The organism is Mycobacterium sp. SA01 (genome assembly GCF_041287105.1).
Lineage (GTDB): Bacteria > Actinomycetota > Actinomycetes > Mycobacteriales > Mycobacteriaceae > Mycobacterium.
Genome location: NZ_JBGGNO010000018.1, coordinates 194363 through 209466, shown reverse-complemented (window position 1 = coordinate 209466; position 15104 = coordinate 194363). Strand labels below are relative to the sequence as shown.

16 protein-coding genes are annotated in these 15104 nt (G+C 68.6%); 11 read left to right on the top strand and 5 right to left on the bottom strand.

Features of this window, described 5'->3' with window-relative positions; translation table 11 throughout:
- The first annotated feature begins 11 nt into the window (after window positions 1–11).
- Window positions 12–872, top strand: a complete 861-nt coding sequence (locus tag AB4879_RS14020; protein ID WP_370508062.1) for an inositol monophosphatase family protein — start codon at window positions 12–14, stop codon at window positions 870–872.
- On the opposite strand, the gene cei is transcribed toward AB4879_RS14020, so the two are convergent.
- The gene (gene cei / locus AB4879_RS14015; RefSeq protein ID WP_102806578.1) at window positions 873–1523 is read right to left on the bottom strand and encodes an envelope integrity protein Cei; all 651 of its coding nucleotides are present in this window, start codon (window positions 1521–1523) and stop codon (window positions 873–875) included.
- Between the two features lie 170 nt (window positions 1524–1693).
- On the opposite strand from cei, the gene AB4879_RS14010 reads away from it, so the two are divergent.
- Window positions 1694–1996 (top strand): DUF4193 domain-containing protein, encoded by a 303-nt coding sequence (locus AB4879_RS14010; protein ID WP_005145714.1) that lies wholly within the window; start codon window positions 1694–1696, stop codon window positions 1994–1996.
- A gap of 12 nt (window positions 1997–2008) precedes the next feature.
- Here the strand turns inward: AB4879_RS14010 and AB4879_RS14005 are convergent, their stop codons facing one another.
- The gene (locus AB4879_RS14005; RefSeq protein ID WP_102806579.1) at window positions 2009–2494 is read right to left on the bottom strand and encodes a DUF3093 domain-containing protein; all 486 of its coding nucleotides are present in this window, start codon (window positions 2492–2494) and stop codon (window positions 2009–2011) included.
- A 25-nt stretch (window positions 2495–2519) separates the two neighbouring features.
- Here AB4879_RS14005 and dut point away from each other — a divergent pair, with 25 nt between their 5' ends.
- Together dut and AB4879_RS13995 are read left to right on the top strand one after the other, a co-directional pair.
- A complete protein-coding gene (gene dut, locus AB4879_RS14000; protein ID WP_370508061.1) occupies window positions 2520–2984 on the top strand; it encodes a dUTP diphosphatase in 465 nt (154 codons plus the stop codon).
- Window positions 2984–3766 (top strand): DUF3710 domain-containing protein, encoded by a 783-nt coding sequence (locus AB4879_RS13995; protein WP_370508060.1) that lies wholly within the window; start codon window positions 2984–2986, stop codon window positions 3764–3766. The genes dut and AB4879_RS13995 overlap by 1 nt, the downstream gene beginning before the upstream one ends.
- Here AB4879_RS13995 and AB4879_RS13990 read toward each other — a convergent pair whose 3' ends face one another.
- The gene (locus tag AB4879_RS13990) at window positions 3767–4471 is read right to left on the bottom strand and encodes an alpha/beta fold hydrolase (RefSeq protein WP_370508059.1); all 705 of its coding nucleotides are present in this window, start codon (window positions 4469–4471) and stop codon (window positions 3767–3769) included.
- 122 nt (window positions 4472–4593) lie between these two features.
- Here AB4879_RS13990 and AB4879_RS13985 point away from each other — a divergent pair, with 122 nt between their 5' ends.
- From AB4879_RS13985 to AB4879_RS13975, 3 genes are read left to right on the top strand one after another with little or no spacing between them, the layout of a single operon-like run.
- Window positions 4594–4965, top strand: a complete 372-nt coding sequence (locus tag AB4879_RS13985; protein ID WP_036338547.1) for an OB-fold nucleic acid binding domain-containing protein — start codon at window positions 4594–4596, stop codon at window positions 4963–4965.
- On the top strand, window positions 4962–5681 hold the full coding sequence (locus AB4879_RS13980; protein WP_370508058.1) for a DUF3159 domain-containing protein: 720 nt from the start codon (window positions 4962–4964) through the stop codon (window positions 5679–5681). The genes AB4879_RS13985 and AB4879_RS13980 overlap by 4 nt, the downstream gene beginning before the upstream one ends.
- Before the next feature lie 5 nt (window positions 5682–5686).
- Window positions 5687–7105 (top strand): MFS transporter, encoded by a 1419-nt coding sequence (locus AB4879_RS13975; protein ID WP_370508057.1) that lies wholly within the window; start codon window positions 5687–5689, stop codon window positions 7103–7105.
- Here AB4879_RS13975 and AB4879_RS13970 read toward each other — a convergent pair.
- Window positions 7102–7785 (bottom strand): TrkA family potassium uptake protein, encoded by a 684-nt coding sequence (locus tag AB4879_RS13970; protein WP_102806583.1) that lies wholly within the window; start codon window positions 7783–7785, stop codon window positions 7102–7104. The two genes, AB4879_RS13975 and AB4879_RS13970, sit on opposite strands and share 4 nt — an antisense overlap.
- Window positions 7785–8462, bottom strand: coding sequence for a TrkA family potassium uptake protein (locus AB4879_RS13965; protein WP_102806584.1), 678 nt, complete (start codon window positions 8460–8462; stop codon window positions 7785–7787). The genes AB4879_RS13970 and AB4879_RS13965 overlap by 1 nt, the downstream gene beginning before the upstream one ends.
- Before the next feature lie 87 nt (window positions 8463–8549).
- Here AB4879_RS13965 and AB4879_RS13960 point away from each other — a divergent pair, with 87 nt between their 5' ends.
- The 4 genes from AB4879_RS13960 to dxs all read left to right on the top strand — a co-directional run bounded on the left by AB4879_RS13960 (window position 8550) and on the right by dxs (window position 15103).
- Window positions 8550–10544, top strand: coding sequence for an APC family permease (locus AB4879_RS13960; RefSeq protein ID WP_102806585.1), 1995 nt, complete (start codon window positions 8550–8552; stop codon window positions 10542–10544).
- A gap of 7 nt (window positions 10545–10551) precedes the next feature.
- A complete protein-coding gene (locus AB4879_RS13955; RefSeq protein WP_370508056.1) occupies window positions 10552–11748 on the top strand; it encodes a class I SAM-dependent RNA methyltransferase in 1197 nt (398 codons plus the stop codon).
- A gap of 87 nt (window positions 11749–11835) precedes the next feature.
- The gene (nhaA, locus tag AB4879_RS13950) at window positions 11836–13158 is read left to right on the top strand and encodes a Na+/H+ antiporter NhaA (RefSeq protein WP_370508055.1); all 1323 of its coding nucleotides are present in this window, start codon (window positions 11836–11838) and stop codon (window positions 13156–13158) included.
- A 28-nt stretch (window positions 13159–13186) separates the two neighbouring features.
- The gene (gene dxs, locus AB4879_RS13945) at window positions 13187–15103 is read left to right on the top strand and encodes a 1-deoxy-D-xylulose-5-phosphate synthase (RefSeq protein WP_102806588.1); all 1917 of its coding nucleotides are present in this window, start codon (window positions 13187–13189) and stop codon (window positions 15101–15103) included.
- The last annotated feature ends 1 nt before the right edge of the window (window position 15104 follow it).

Genomic DNA, 15104 nt, shown 5'->3' with positions numbered 1-15104 from the left:
GCGATGGTCGGGTGAGCGACAACGGCGGAGAAGAGTTACGGGCACTGGCCGAGCAGCTGGCCGCCGAAGCCGCCGCGTTCGTCCGTCGCCGGCGAGCGGAAGTCTTCGGCGACGAGCGGGCTGAGGCCGCGAATGCGATTCAGGCCGAGGTAGTTCAGGCGAAGAGCACGCCGACCGATCCGGTGACCATTGTGGACACCGAAACCGAACTCCTGCTGCGTGATCGGCTCAGCGCGCTGCGTCCCGGCGATGTGATTCTCGGGGAAGAGGGCGGCGGCCCGGCGGCCGGAGCGGACGGTGCGGTCTGCTGGGTGCTCGACCCGATCGACGGCACGGTGAACTTCATGTACGGCATTCCGGCATACGGGATCTCGGTCGCCGCCCAGATCGACGGCGTGTCGGTCGCGGGCGCGGTGGCCGACGTGGTCAGCGGTGAGGTCTACTCGGCGGCCGCCGGGCGCGGCGCCCATGTGTCCCGCGGCGGGCAGCGCCGCGAGCTGCGGGCCGCCCCGGTGACCGAGCTGTCGATGGCGTTGGTGGGCACCGGGTTCGGCTATGCCCCGCAGCGGCGCGCCGAGCAGTCCGCGTTACTGGCGGGGTTGCTGCCGCTGGTGCGTGACGTCCGCCGGATCGGCTCGGCCTCGCTGGATCTGTGCATGGTCGCCGCGGGCCGTCTCGACGCCCACTACGAGCACGGACTGCACGTGTGGGATTGGGCCGCGGGCGCGCTGATCGCCGCCGAGGCGGGCGCGGTGGTGGCGCTGCCGCGACTCGACGAGGACGGCGCGCTGCTGGTGGCGGCGGCGCCGGGGATCGCGGCTGCGCTCACCGACGCCCTGGCGGGTTTCGGCGGTCTGCGGCCGCTGGCCTAGTCAGCAGGTGCCGTTGTGGATCTTGGTCAGCAACGTCGAATCGGCCGGCTCGGTGGCGTCCGGGCGCAGACCGGCCAGGACGGCGTCGATGTCGTCGCTGTGCGCCAGCGTGGTGAAGTCGGTGCCGATGGCCAGGTCCACCGAGTCGTCCTTGCGGTCGTCCTGGAACAGCTCGACGCACGGTGCCACCAGCCAGACCGCGGCCGCACCGGCCCGGCCGCCGGCGCCGAAGCGGATCTGGCCCTGACAGGTCAGCCGGGTGCTGGTGTAGATGGGGTCGTTGGCCGCGGTGGGCTGGGCGAAGCCGAGGTCACGCAGCGCGCCGGCGATCTCGCCGGCCTGGCCGCCCTGGCCGCTGGCGTTGAGCACCCGGATCTTGGTGTCGACGAGCTTGGCCGGTGCGACGTCGATCATCGACGAGTGCGACACCTGTTGGCCGAGGGTGGGGGCGCCGGGATCGGCGGCCGGTGGCGGCGGGTTGCAGGCGGCCGCCTCGCGCACGTCGACCGGGCGGGTCAGCACGAATCCCCACACGATCGCGGTGATCACGAACATCACGCCCAGGGCGATGAGTCCGGGCAGGTAGTTGCGTCGACGGAACGGGCGACCGTGCTTGTCGAAGGCCGTACCCTCCGTGATTTGAGCGACCACGGATGCACTCTAGAGGCACGGGCTGGATCCCGGCCCAACACGCCCGTCGATCAGAATGAATACATGTGACGTAAATCACATACGACGTAAGGGGGATCTGGGCACGAATCGTTTGGCGGATCCGTTCCACGCTGATACAAAGCCATGCTGAGGTTACGAGGGGACAAGAGATGGCTACCGACTACGACGCCCCGCGGCGCACCGAGACCGACGAGGTGTCCGAGGATTCGCTGGAGGAACTCAAGGCGCGCCGCAACGAGGCGCAGTCGGCCGTAGTAGACGTCGACGAGACGGATTCCGCGGAGAATTTCGAGCTGCCCGGCGCGGATCTGTCGGGTGAAGAGCTGTCGGTACGCGTTGTTCCCAAGCAGGCCGACGAATTCACCTGCTCGAGTTGCTTCCTGGTGCATCACCGCAGCCGGCTGGCCAGCGACAAGAACGGCGTCATGATCTGCACCGACTGCGCCGCGTAGTCAGCGGGGCCATCAGCTCCGCAGCGCGGAGAGCACCCGGTCCGGGTGGCGGGCGCTGACCAGCCAGTACGGCGTCGGATCGTCCGGATCGTCGAGCACCACCAGAACCAGCGGACCCACCCAGCCGCGATGCAGCACGAACGCTGCCGGATCGAGCTGACGGCCCAGCGCCGCCGACTTCGCCGTTCGCGGGATCTCGGCAGACCGGGACACCACCGACGTCGGAAGATGTGCCTGACCCGCCCACAATTCGACGTCGTCGCCGTTGCCGCCGCCGGTAACGACCCGGACTTCGGTGCGGCTCATCCACAGCAGCACGCCCACCGCGACGGCGCCGAGCACCGCATACGGCAGCCACACCGGCAGGGTGCGCACACCCATGGTGACTTCCTTGGCGATCAGTGCCGCCAACGCCAGACCGAGCGGCCACCACCACCACGGCACCCAAAGCCGCTCGCGGTACCGCACGGTTTGCGAGGTCACACGCGAACCAGACACGCGGCCAAGGGTAGTCTTTCCCATCGTGCCGACTCCTCTCGCGGTGGTTCGCCTTGACCGCGATCTCCCACTGCCCAGCCGCGCCCACGACGGCGACGCGGGCGTGGATTTGTTCAGCGCGCAAGACGTCGACCTGGCGCCCGGTGAGCGCGCGCTGGTACCCACCGGCATCGCCGTCGCGATTCCGCACGGCATGGTCGGACTGGTCCACCCGCGGTCCGGTTTGGCTGCGCGCGTTGGCCTTTCGATCGTCAACAGCCCCGGCACCATCGACGCCGGTTATCGCGGCGAAGTCAAGATCTCGTTGATCAACCTCGACCCCGCGACGCCGATCACGATCCGGCGTGGCGACCGCATCGCCCAATTGCTGGTCCAGCGGGTCGAACTTCCAGAGCTGGTCGAGGTGGCCTCGTTCGACGAGGCCGGACTGGCTGACACCACCCGTGGCGAAGGCGGCCACGGATCCTCCGGCGGACATGCGAGTTTGTGATGGCATTCGGCAGACGTAAGAACGAATCAGACAGCGGCGCGGACGAGAGCGCGCAGGACGCGGTGGTCCAGGACCCCGCCGTCGACGACGTCGACGACGTTGATGACGGGTACGACGGCGGCCCGTTCGACATCGAGGACTTCGACAACCCGGCCGACGCCGCCGAAGCCCGCTTGGACCTCGGTTCCGTGCTGGTGCCGATGCCGGCCGCCGGTCAGATCCAGGTCGAGTTGAACGAGGTGGGCGTTCCCAGCGCGGTCTGGGTGGTCACGCCACACGGCCGGTTCACGATCGCCGCCTACGCGGCGCCGAAGTCGCCCGGGCTGTGGCGTGAGGTCGCCGGTGAGCTGGCCGACTCGTTGCGCAAGGACAATGCACAGGTCTCCATCGAGGACGGTCCCTGGGGCCGCGAGGTGGTCGGCACCGGCGCCGGCGTGGTGCGATTCATCGGCGTCGACGGCTATCGGTGGATGATCCGCTGCGTGGTCAACGGCGCTCCGGAGGCCATGGCCAACCTGGTTGCCGAGGCGCGGGAAGCCTTGGGCGACACCGTTGTTCGTCGCGGCGAAACCCCGCTGCCGGTCCGTACCCCGCTCCAGGTCCAGCTGCCCGAACCGATGCTCGAGCAACTGCGTCAGGCCGCCGCCCAGCAGGCTCAGATGGCGGCCGCGCAGCAGGCCATGATTCAGGAGCAGCAGGGCCAGGCCCAGCCGCCGACCGAGCGGCGCAGCGCATCCGGTTCGGCCATGCAACAGCTGCGCAGCTCCAGCACCGGGGGCTGATCAGCCCTCGGCGTCGGTCAATGCCGCCAGACATGCCGAACCCAGCAACTCCGGCTTCGGCCCGAAGTCGTCGAGGCTGACCGTCCGCAGTGCTGCTCGCGGCGCCGCCGCCACCCATTCCAGTGCCACCTCCAACGGATGGATCGGGTCGTCGGTCGCCCCCACCACACCCATCGGCACACTCAGCCGTCCCATCTCGGCGATGCTCGGCGCGACGTACCGCGCCGCGTCCTCCATCGCGTCGGGCAGATCCGGCCACTGACCCAGCCAGCTTCGGGCCAGCTCGTCGGCCAGCCAACCCGGGCTGGACGCGCGCATCTGCGCGGTGGTGGCGACCAGGCCCTCGGTACGCAGCTGATGCGCGGTGTGGCGGGCCGACAGCGCGGCCGGAGCGGTTTGGGCTGCGCCGCTCCAGGCCGGCAGGGCGGCCAGCACCGCGACCGCGTGTCCCGGGTGGGCCAGCGCCCAGGCCAGCGTGACCGCCGCCCCGATCGACACCCCGCCGACGATGATCGGGCCGTTCCGGGCGGCATCGTCGAGCGCTTCGAGGTAGCCGTCGATCAGCCGGGCGGGTTGCGGAGCGGGCGTCGTGACCACCGCGCCGACGCCGTGCAGGGGGGCGGCGAACGCCCGGTACACGTAGTCGTCGTCGCTTCCCGTGCCGGGCAGCAGCACCGCCGTGACGCCGCGAAAAGTGATCGTCATCTCATGATCGTGCCCTGAGACGTATTAGCAACGTCCGCCGCGGGTATGCCACGTGGCATCGCGGCATCAAGAGGTCTACCGTTGCGGTGGCATTGTGATCCGCTGGAGTATCAGGAGAGGCCATGGCTACGGCCGAAAGTTTCGTCCGACGTCTCACCCGTCGGCTGACGGAAGACCCTGAGCAGCGCGACGTCGAGGAACTCACCGACGAAGCCGCCGGAACCGGCGCCCAGCGAGCAATCGATTGTCAGCGCGGCCAAGAGGTCACCATGGTGGGCACCCTGCGCAGTGTCGAGACCAATGCCAAGGGTTGCGCCGGCGGTGTGCGCGCCGAGCTGTTCGACGGCACCGACACCGTCACGCTGGTTTGGCTGGGGCAGCGCCGTATCGCCGGCATCGAGTCGGGTCGCGCCCTGCGAGTACGCGGCCGGCTGGGCACCCTCGAGAACGGCACGAAGGCCATCTACAACCCGCACTACGAGATCCAGACTTGAGCCGTCCCGTCGAAGACAGCGATCGCAGTCAGGACGCGGCCGCCGACACCCCAGCGGCGACCCCCGAGGAGAAGACGCCCGCGCAGGCGCTGCTGGCCCAGATGGGCGGCGTCAGCGGGCTGATCTACTCGGCGCTGCCGGTGATCGTCCTGGTCCCGGTGAACACCGCCTTCGGCCTGGTGCCCGCGATCAGTGCCGCGCTCGGCGTCGCAGCCCTGATCCTGGTGTGGCGGCTCTACCGCCGCGATTCGGTGCAGCCCGCCATCTCGGGGTTCATCGGCGTGGGGATCAGCGCGCTGATCGCCTGGCTCGTCGGCGCGTCGAAGGGCTACTTCCTGCTGGGCATTTGGACCTCGCTGATCTGGGCGGCGGTGTTCGCACTCTCGGTCGTCATTCGCAGGCCGATTGTGGGATACGCCTGGAGCTGGGTCGGCAACAAGGACCGTGCGTGGCGCGGAAGCCGGCGCGCGGTGTTCGCCTTCGACATCGCGACACTGACCTGGGTGCTGGTGTTCGCCTCCCGGTTCGCGGTCCAGCGCCACCTGTACGACGCCGATCAGACCGGCTGGCTCGGGGTGGCCCGGATCGCGATGGGCTGGCCGCTGACCGCGGTCGCCGCGCTGGTCACCTACTTGGCGATCCGCGCCGCACAACGCGCCGTCCACGCCGCCCACGCACGCAGCCACGACGGCGACGTCGCGCCCGCCGAAGACTGACAGTGGTGGCGCGCGACGACCGTCTGCTCGTCGCGGTCGCGGTACTCGCGTCCTTCGTCGCGTTTCTCGACGGTTCGGTGGTCAATCTGGCCCTGCCGGCCATCAGTGCCGAACTCGGCGGCGGCCTGGTCATCCAGCAATGGGTTGTCGACGGATACCTGCTGACGCTGGGCGCGCTGATTCTGCTCGCCGGCGCGATCTCCGACACCTTCGGGCGGCTGACCGTTCTGCGTGCCGGTCTGGTGGTGTTCGGCGTCGCCTCACTGCTGTGCGCGGCCGCACCCAGTGGACTGGTGCTGGTTATCGGCCGCTGCGTCCAGGGACTGGGTGCCGCATTTCTGGTGCCCAGCTCACTGGCCATGCTCAACGCCCGGTTCACCGGCGCCGAACAGTCCCGCGCGATCGGCATCTGGACGGCGTGGACCGGCACCGCATTCGTCGTCGGGCCGCTGCTGGGCGGTGTTCTCGTCGACACCCTGGGCTGGCGGTGGGTGTTCGCCGTCAACGTGGTCCCGCTGGCGGTCACACTGATCCTCACCGGCAAGCTGACCGATCAGACACCCCGGACGGGTGCACGTATCGACGCCGTCGGCGCGGTCCTCACCGCAGTCGGGTTGAGTGCCACGGTCTTCGCGATGATCGAGCAGCAGCGGCTGGGCTGGCACGATCCGAGCATCGTCACCGCGCTGATCGTCGGGCCGGCCAGCCTGATCGCATTCGGCTGGTGGGAACGGCGCGCGCGCCACCCGATGCTGCCGCCCGCGGTCTTCTCCGCACGCAACTTCACCGTCGGCAACCTGGCCACCGTGTTCCTCTACGCGGGCATCTCGCTGGGCCAGCTGCTGGTGGCGTTGTTCTTGCAGGAGGTCGGGGGACTGTCGCCGGCGCAGGCCGGCCTGGCGACACTGCCGGTGCCGGTCCTGTCGTTCCTGTTGGCGGCCCGGTTCGGTGAGCTCGCCGGCCGCTACGGCCCGCGCCGCTTCATGGCGGTCGGCCCGCTGATCGCCGCGGCGGGATTCGGATGGATGGCGACCTGCGCGGGCAACGTGTGGTTGCAGACGCTGCCCGGCATGGCGTTGTTCGGGATCGGGCTCTCGGTCGCCGTGTCCCCGTTGACCGCCGCGGTCCTGGCCGCCGTCCCGACGTCGCAGAGCGGCATCGGCTCGGCGATCAACAATGCGGTCGCCCGGGTGGCGGGTCTGATCGCGATCGCGTTCACCGCGGTCATCGTCGGGGGCGCAATGACTTTCGACGGCTTTCGGCAGGGTGTACTGACCGCGGCGGTGCTGCTGGTGATCGCGGGCATGGTCTCGGCGGTGGGAATCCGCGACACCGTGTCTGCGTTGTCCGCCGGGTCGTCGGCCGCCGCCGCGGCGTGCCACGACCGGGAGGGGCCGCCGCCGGCGGGGGTGTACCGGGACTAGCCGGTCGAGGCCGACAGCACGGTTTTGCGCAGCTCGTCTTCCACTTCCGGGGCAGCCACGAACAGCAACTCGTCGCCACCCTCCAGCGGCTCGTCGGCCTCCGGCACGATCACCCGCGGCCCGCGCAGGATCGTCACCAGCGTGGCGTCCCGCGGCAGGATCAGCTTGCGAACCGGCCGCCCACCCCACGGGGTGTCGTCGGGCAAGGTGATCTCGACGAGGTTGGCGTGCCCTTGGCGGAACTGCATGAGCCGCACCAGGTCGCCGACCGCGACGGCCTCCTCCACCAGCGAGGCCAGCATCCGCGGCGTCGACACCGCCACGTCGACGCCCCACGAGCTGTCGAAGAGCCACTCGTTGCGCGGATCGTTGACCCGGGCCACGACGCGGGAGACCGCGAACTCCGTCTTGGCCAACAGGGACAGCACCACGTTCGCCTTGTCGTCACCGGTGGCGGCGACGACGACGTCGAACTCCTGCAGGTGCACCGACTCCAGCAAGCTGATCTCGCAGGCATCGCCGAGGCGCCAGTGCGCGGCTGGGATGGCGTCGACATCGAGATGCTCGGCATTGCGCTCGATGAGCGTCACGTCGTGCTCGCTTTCGAGCAGTTCGCGGGCAATCGACCGGCCGACGGCACCCGCCCCGGCGATCGCCACTTTGAGCCGTTTGTCGCCCATCAGTGCCCCTCTCCGACGTCAGGGCCGGGTGGCAGCGCGGCGATGGCCAGCGCTTCGGCGGCGCGCCCGGACACCGCCGCGATGTACACCTGATCGCCGGCCTGCAGCACGGTCTTGGGCTCGGGCAGGATGCCGGTACCGAACCGGACCACGAACGCGACTCGCGCGCCGGTCGCCTCCTCCAGCGAGGTCAGCCGGTGACCCACCCAACCTTCGTGCAGCACCACTTCGGCGACGGCCATCGTGCCGGTCGGATCACGCCATTTGGTGGTCTCGGTGTCGCGCACCAGCGCACCCAGCAGCCGGTCGGTGGTCCACGGCACGGTGGCCACCGTCGGGATGCCCAGCCGTTCGTAGACCGCGGCGCGTTTGGCGTCGTAGATACGCGCGACGACGCGCTGCACACCGAATGTCTCGCGGGCGACCCGCGCGGAGATGATGTTGGAGTTGTCGCCGGAGGACACCGCGGCGAACGCATCGGCGTTCTGGATTCCCGAGCGCAGCAGGACTTCTCGGTCGAAGCCCATGCCCAGCACCCGCTCGCCGGAGAAGTCGGGGGACAGCCGGTGGAACGCCGTCGGGTCCCGGTCGATGATCGCCACATCATGGCCGATCCGGGACAGCGCGTCGGCCAACGAGGCGCCGACGCGGCCGCATCCCATCACCACTACCCGCACCTGGTGTCCTCTCGACTTTGCCGTGCGCCGACCCGACCGTATGGGGAACGCTACAGCCAAATCGGCGAAGGCCTACTCTTGGCACTCGTGTCTAAGCTTTCGACCGCCGCACGTCGGCTGGTCCTGGGGCAGCCGTTCCGCAGCGACAAGCTGAGTCACACGCTGCTGCCCAAGCGCATTGCCTTGCCGGTGTTCGCCTCCGACGCCATGTCATCGGTGGCCTACGCGCCCGAGGAAATCTTTCTGGTGCTCTCGGTGGCGGGCCTGTCCGCTTACGCGATGGCGCCGTGGATCGGGCTGGCTGTCGCGCTCGTGATGCTCGTGGTGGTCGCCTCCTACCGCCAGAACGTCCACGCCTACCCGTCCGGCGGCGGCGACTACGAGGTGGTGACCACCAACCTCGGACCGACCGCGGGCCTGACGGTGGCCAGCGCCCTTCTGGTCGACTATGTGCTGACCGTCGCGGTGTCGATGGCGTCGGCGATGTCGAACATCGGATCGGCAATCCCGTTCGTCGACACCCACAAGGTGTGGTTCGCGGTGGCGGCCATCGTGCTGCTCGCCTCGATCAACCTGCGCGGGATTCGCGAATCGGGCACCGCATTCGCGATTCCTACCTACGCGTTCATGTTCGGCATGTACATCATGCTCGGCTGGGGCTTGTTCCAGATCTACGTGCTCGACATCCCGCTGCGCGCCGAGTCGGCCGGCTTCGAGGTGCACAACGAGCACGGCAAGGTGCTCGGCTTCGCCCTGGTGTTCCTGGTTGCGCGCGCGTTCTCGTCCGGTTGCGCCGCGCTGACCGGTGTCGAGGCGATCAGCAACGGTGTGCCCGCATTCCGGAAGCCCAAGTCGCGCAATGCGGCCACGACACTGGCGATGCTCGGCCTGATCGCCATCTCGCTCTTCATGGGCATCATCCTGCTGGCCAAGGCGACCGGGGTGAAGGTGGCTGATGATCCCGCCACCCAGCTGGTCGGCGCGCCGCAGAACTATCAGCAGAAGACCCTGGTCGCCCAGCTGGCCGACGCGGTGTTCCACGACTTCCCGATCGGCCTGTTCCTGATCACCGGTGTCACCGCCCTGATCCTGGTGTTGGCGGCCAACACCGCCTTCAACGGGTTCCCGGTGCTGGGTTCGATCCTGGCTCAGGACCGTTACCTGCCCCGCCAGCTGCACACTCGCGGTGACCGGCTGGCGTTCTCGAACGGCATCGTGTTCCTGGCGTTGGCCGCAATCGCCTTCGTGGTGGCTTTCCGGGCCGAGGTGACCGCGCTCATCCAGCTCTACATCGTCGGCGTGTTCGTGTCGTTCACGCTCAGCCAGATCGGCATGGTCCGGCACTGGACGCGCCACCTGCGCACCGAGACCGATCCGCGCGTCCGCCGGCACATGATGCGCTCGCGGGTGATCAACACGATCGGCTTCGTCGCCACCGGCGCCGTGCTGATCGTGGTTCTGGTCACCAAGTTCGTCGCCGGCGCGTGGATCGCAATCCTGGCCATGTCAAGCCTTTTCATTCTGATGAAGGCGATCCACAAGCATTACGACACCGTGGCCCGCGAGCTTGCCGAGCAGGAAGCCGAGCAGGGCGACGTGGTGCTGCCCAGCCGTAACCACGCGGTCGTGCTGGTCTCCAAGCTGCACATGCCGACGCTGCGCGCACTGTCCTACGCCAGGGCCACCCGGCCCGATGTGCTCGAGGCCATCACCGTCAACGTCGACGATTCCGAGACCCGCCAGCTGGTCCACAAGTGGGAAGACAGCGACATCACCGTCCCGCTGAAAGTCGTTGCCTCCCCGTATCGGGAGGTCACCCGTCCGGTACTCGACTATGTCAAGCGGATCAGCAAGGAAGCGCCGCGCACGGTGGTGACGGTCTTCATCCCGGAGTATGTGGTCGGCCACTGGTGGGAACAGGTGCTGCACAACCAGAGCGCGTTGCGGCTCAAGGGCCGACTGCTGTTCATGCCGAACGTGATGGTGACTTCGGTTCCGTGGCAACTCAATTCGTCGGAGCGCGTGCACGAGTTGCAGTCGCAGAACGCTCCCGGCGACGTACGACGGGGTTTCTTGGAGTGAATCGATAGTGAGTCAGGGGGACACGGTCGAGCTGGAACTGACCACCGGCGCGGCCGCCAACGGGGGTAGCTGCGTGGCACGCCACGACGGCCGGGTGGTGTTCGTGCGATACGCCCTGCCGGATGAAGTGGTGCGGGCCCGGGTGACCGGCGACCGCGGATCATATTGGCACGCAGAGGCAATCGAGGTTCTCCAGCCGTCACCGGACCGGGTGGAGTCACAATGCCGGATCGCCGGCGTCGGCGGGGCAGGCTGCTGCGATCTGGCATTCGCCACGCCGGAGGCGGCCCGTGTGCTCAAGGGGCAAGTGGTGGCCAATCAGCTGGCCCGCCTCGGTGATTTCCCTTGGGATGGGGTTGCCGAGCCGCTCGGTGACGGCGCTGCGCGTGGCTGGCGCACCCGGGTGCGGCTGGACACCACCGATGCGGGCCGGGTGGGGTTCCATCGTTATCACAGTTCGGAACTCGTCACCGATCTGGACTGCGCGCAGCTGCCGCCCGGCATGCTCGACGGGCTTGCGGACGTGACGTGGGCGCCGGGGGCTCATGTGCACGTGGCCGTCGACGACGACGGTCACCGGCACGTCGTGCAGTCCGGGCCGCGGTCGGGCCGCAAGGTCTCGACCCGTGTGGTCGAGGGCAATTACGAAGCGGTGCAACGGGTCGGCGACCGGGTCTGGCGGATACCGGTGACGGCGTTCTGGCAGGCGCACCGCGACGCCGCCCGGGTGTACAGCGGCCTGATCGGTCAGTGGGCGCAGCTGGACATCGGGATGACGGCGTGGGATCTGTACGGCGGCTCGGGCGTTTTCGCGGCCGCGCTCGCCGAAGGCGTCGGCGACTCCGGGCAGGTGGTCACGGTCGACACGTCGCGGGGCTCGTCGCGGGCGGCGCATGCGGCGCTGGCCGACCTCACCTGCGTATCGGTGATCACCGACTCGGTCCGGCGGGCGCTGAGCGCACAGCCACGTCGCGCCGACGTGGCGGTGCTGGATCCGCCGCGAGCCGGTGCCGGCCGGGAGGTCATCGAACAGCTGGCGACCGCCGAGGTCCCGCGGGTGATCCATATCGGTTGTGAGGCAGCATCATTCGCGCGCGACATCGGGCTCTACCGCAAGCAGGGCTACGACGTCGAGGAGTTGCGGGTGTTCGACTCATTCCCGCTCACCCATCACGTCGAGTGCGTCGCGATACTCACCCGCTGACGTCTGGCGGCTAGACTCCCTCGCAGGTGTGCCGGGAAGTCTGGTCGGCGTGAGCTTTTCCTTGCCCGTCGATGTCTTAGGAGACTGGTGGCCGACCGCACGCCGAATATCGCCCGCGCCCTGTTCGCCCGCGGATCATGGTCGGAGACATCTCGCGTCAGCGCGATCCTGCGCAAGGAGACCGTCGGTGGCGCGCTGCTGCTGGTGGCTGCGGCGATTGCCCTCCTCTGGGCGAACTCACCGTGGTCGGCGGCCTATCACCAGCTTCGGCAGTTTCACGTCGGCACCGACCGGCTGGGCCTGCACCTCGATCTGACTCTGGGCGGCTGGGCGGCCGACGGGTTGTTGGCGATCTTCTTCTTCGTCGTCGGGCTCGAACTCAAACGCGAGTTCGTCGCCGGTGATCTCCGCGATCCTGGTCGCGCCGCGCTGCCGATCGCCGCCGCGGTCGGCGGCATGGTGGTGCCGGCAGTGATCTTCGTCTCCTTCACGTTCGACGAAGGTGGCGGCGCGGCGCGGGGTTGGGCCATCCCGACGGCGACCGACATCGCGTTCGCGGTCGCGGTGCTGGCCGTGCTGTCCACCCACCTTCCGGGTGCGCTGCGCACGTTCCTGCTCACCCTGGCCGTCGTCGACGACCTGCTGGCGATCACGGTGATCGCGGTGTTCTACTCCGAGAAGATCAATCTCACCGCGCTGCTGATCGCACTGATCCCGTTGGCGCTGTTCACTGTGCTGGTACAACGCCGAATCCGGTCGTGGTGGCTGCTGATCCCACTGGCCGCGCTCACCTGGGCCTTCGTTCACGAGTCCGGGGTGCACGCCACGGTTGCGGGGGTGCTGCTCGGTTTCGCGGTCCCCGTCCTGCGTAGCGAGGCGGCCGGCGGTCCGGAGGCCGGCCCCGGCCTGGCCGAGCATTTCGAGCACCGAATGCGTCCGGTGTCCGCGGGTTTCGCGGTGCCGGTGTTCGCGTTTTTCGCCGCCGGTGTCACCTTCGGCGGCTATGACGGTTTGATAACGGCGCTGTCGGATCCGATCGCGATGGGCATCGTCGCCGGGCTGGTGGTCGGCAAGACGGTCGGGGTGTTCGGGACCACGTGGGTGCTGGCCGCAGTGACCCGCGCCCGGCTCGACTCGGCTTTGCGCTGGGTCGACGTGTTCGGCATGTCGATGCTGGCCGGAATCGGGTTCACGGTGTCGCTGCTGATCGGCGAATTGGCCTACGATCCGGGCTCCGAACGCCAGGATGTGGTCAAGGTCGCAGTGCTGGTAGGAAGTTTGCTGGCCGCTCTGCTCGCCTCGATCGTGCTGCGCCTGCGCAACCGGCACTACCGGCTGGTGTGGGAGCTGGAGAACCGGGATCTCGACCACGACGGTGTGCCCGACGTCTACGAGTCTGGACAGGACTGATCTCTACGACGGTGCGTAGACTGGCCAAATGCTTGAACAGGTTCGCGGCCCCGCAGATCTGCAACACCTGTCCCAGGCGCAGCTGACCGATCTGGCTGCCGAGATTCGCCAGTTCTTGATCCACAAGGTCGCTGCTACGGGCGGCCACCTCGGGCCCAATCTCGGTGTTGTCGAGCTGACCCTCGCGCTGCACCGGGTCTTCGACTCTCCGCACGATCCGATCCTCTTCGACACCGGCCATCAGGCCTATGTGCACAAGATGCTGACCGGCCGGGCCGCCGAGTTCGACACGCTGCGCAAGAAGGACGGGCTGTCGGGTTATCCCGCGCGGGCCGAGAGCGAGCACGACTGGGTGGAATCCAGCCATGCGTCGGCCGCCCTGTCCTATGCGGACGGCCTCGCGAAAGCCTTCGAGCTGACCGGGCATCGCAACCGGCATGTCGTGGCCGTGGTGGGCGACGGTGCGCTGACCGGCGGCATGTGCTGGGAAGCCCTGAACAACATCGCCGCCGCCAAACGGCCGGTGATCATCGTCGTCAACGACAACGGACGGTCCTACGCGCCGACCATCGGCGGGTTGGCCGACCATCTCGCCGGGCTGCGGCTGCAGCCCGGTTATGAGCGGGTACTGGAACGCGGCCGGATCGCCGTGCGCGGGATGCCCCTCATCGGCGAGGCCTGCTACCAGGCCATGCACAGCGTGAAGGCCGGCATCAAGGACGCGCTGTCACCGCAGGTGATGTTCACCGACCTCGGCCTGAAGTACGTCGGCCCGATCGACGGCCACGACGAGCATGCGGTCGAGACCGCGCTGCGCCACGCCCGCGGCTTCAAGGCCCCGGTGATCGTGCACGTGGTCACCCGCAAGGGGATGGGGTACGCACCGGCGGAGAACGACGAGGCCGAGCAGATGCACTCCTGCGGCGTCATCGACCCCGACACCGGGCTGGCCACGAAGTCCGCCGCACCCGGCTGGACGTCGGTGTTCTCCGATGCACTGATCTCGTATGCCGCCAAGCGGCGCGACATCGTGGCGATCACCGCGGCGATGCCCGGCCCGACCGGGCTGTCGGCGTTCGGCGAGCGCTTTCCGGACCGCCTTTTCGACGTCGGCATCGCCGAGCAGCACGCGATGACGTCGGCGGCCGGATTGGCGATGGGCGGCCTGCATCCGGTGGTGGCGATCTACTCGACGTTCCTCAATCGCGCGTTCGACCAGATGATGATGGACGTCGCGCTGCACAAGCTGCCGGTCACGATCGTGCTGGACCGCGCGGGGATCACCGGCAACGACGGCGCCAGCCACAACGGCATGTGGGATTTGTCGATTCTGGGCATCGTTCCGGGGATGCGGGTGGCCGCGCCGCGCGACGGCGCCCGCCTGCGGGAAGAACTCGGCGAGGCACTCGAGGTCGACGACGGCCCTACCGCCATCAGATTCCCCAAAGGTGAAGTGGGCGAAGATATTCCGGCACTCGAGCGGGTGGCGGGTATGGACCTCCTGGCCCGCCCGGCTGACGGCCTGAGTCAGGACGTCCTGCTCCTGGCGGTGGGTTCGTTCGCGCCGATGGCGCTGAAAGTCGCACAGCGACTGCGCAATCAGGGAATCGGGGTGACGGTCGTCGACCCGCGCTGGGTGCTCCCGGTGCCGGACGGAATTGCGCCGCTTGCCACCTCGCACAAGCTGGTGGTGACGATGGAGGACAGCGGTGTGCACGGTGGCATCGGCTCCACCGTCTCGGCTGCCCTGCGCGCCGCAGCCATCGACGTGCCGTGCCGCGATCTCGGTGTGCCGCAACAGTTCATCGACCACGCCGGCCGCGGTGAGGTGCTCGAGGAGATCGGTCTGACCGAGCAGAACATCGCCCGTCAGGTGACCGGCTGGGTCGCCGCACTCGGAACGGTCGACGACACGGTCAGCGATTCCGCCGAAAAGACGAACTGAC

Bases quoted from the DNA above. Each gene is read 5' to 3' on its own strand.
- AB4879_RS14010 (WP_005145714.1), top strand. From the start codon at position 1,694: ATGGCTACCGACTACGACGCCCCGCGGCGCACCGAGACCGACGAGGTG.
- AB4879_RS13995 (WP_370508060.1), top strand. From the start codon at position 2,984: ATGGCATTCGGCAGACGTAAGAACGAATCAGACAGCGGCGCGGACGAG.
- AB4879_RS13990 (WP_370508059.1), bottom strand. From the start codon at position 4,471: ATGACGATCACTTTTCGCGGCGTCACGGCGGTGCTGCTGCCCGGCACG.
- AB4879_RS13985 (WP_036338547.1), top strand. From the start codon at position 4,594: ATGGCTACGGCCGAAAGTTTCGTCCGACGTCTCACCCGTCGGCTGACG.
- AB4879_RS13970 (WP_102806583.1), bottom strand. From the start codon at position 7,785: ATGGGCGACAAACGGCTCAAAGTGGCGATCGCCGGGGCGGGTGCCGTC.
- dxs (WP_102806588.1), top strand. From the start codon at position 13,187: ATGCTTGAACAGGTTCGCGGCCCCGCAGATCTGCAACACCTGTCCCAG.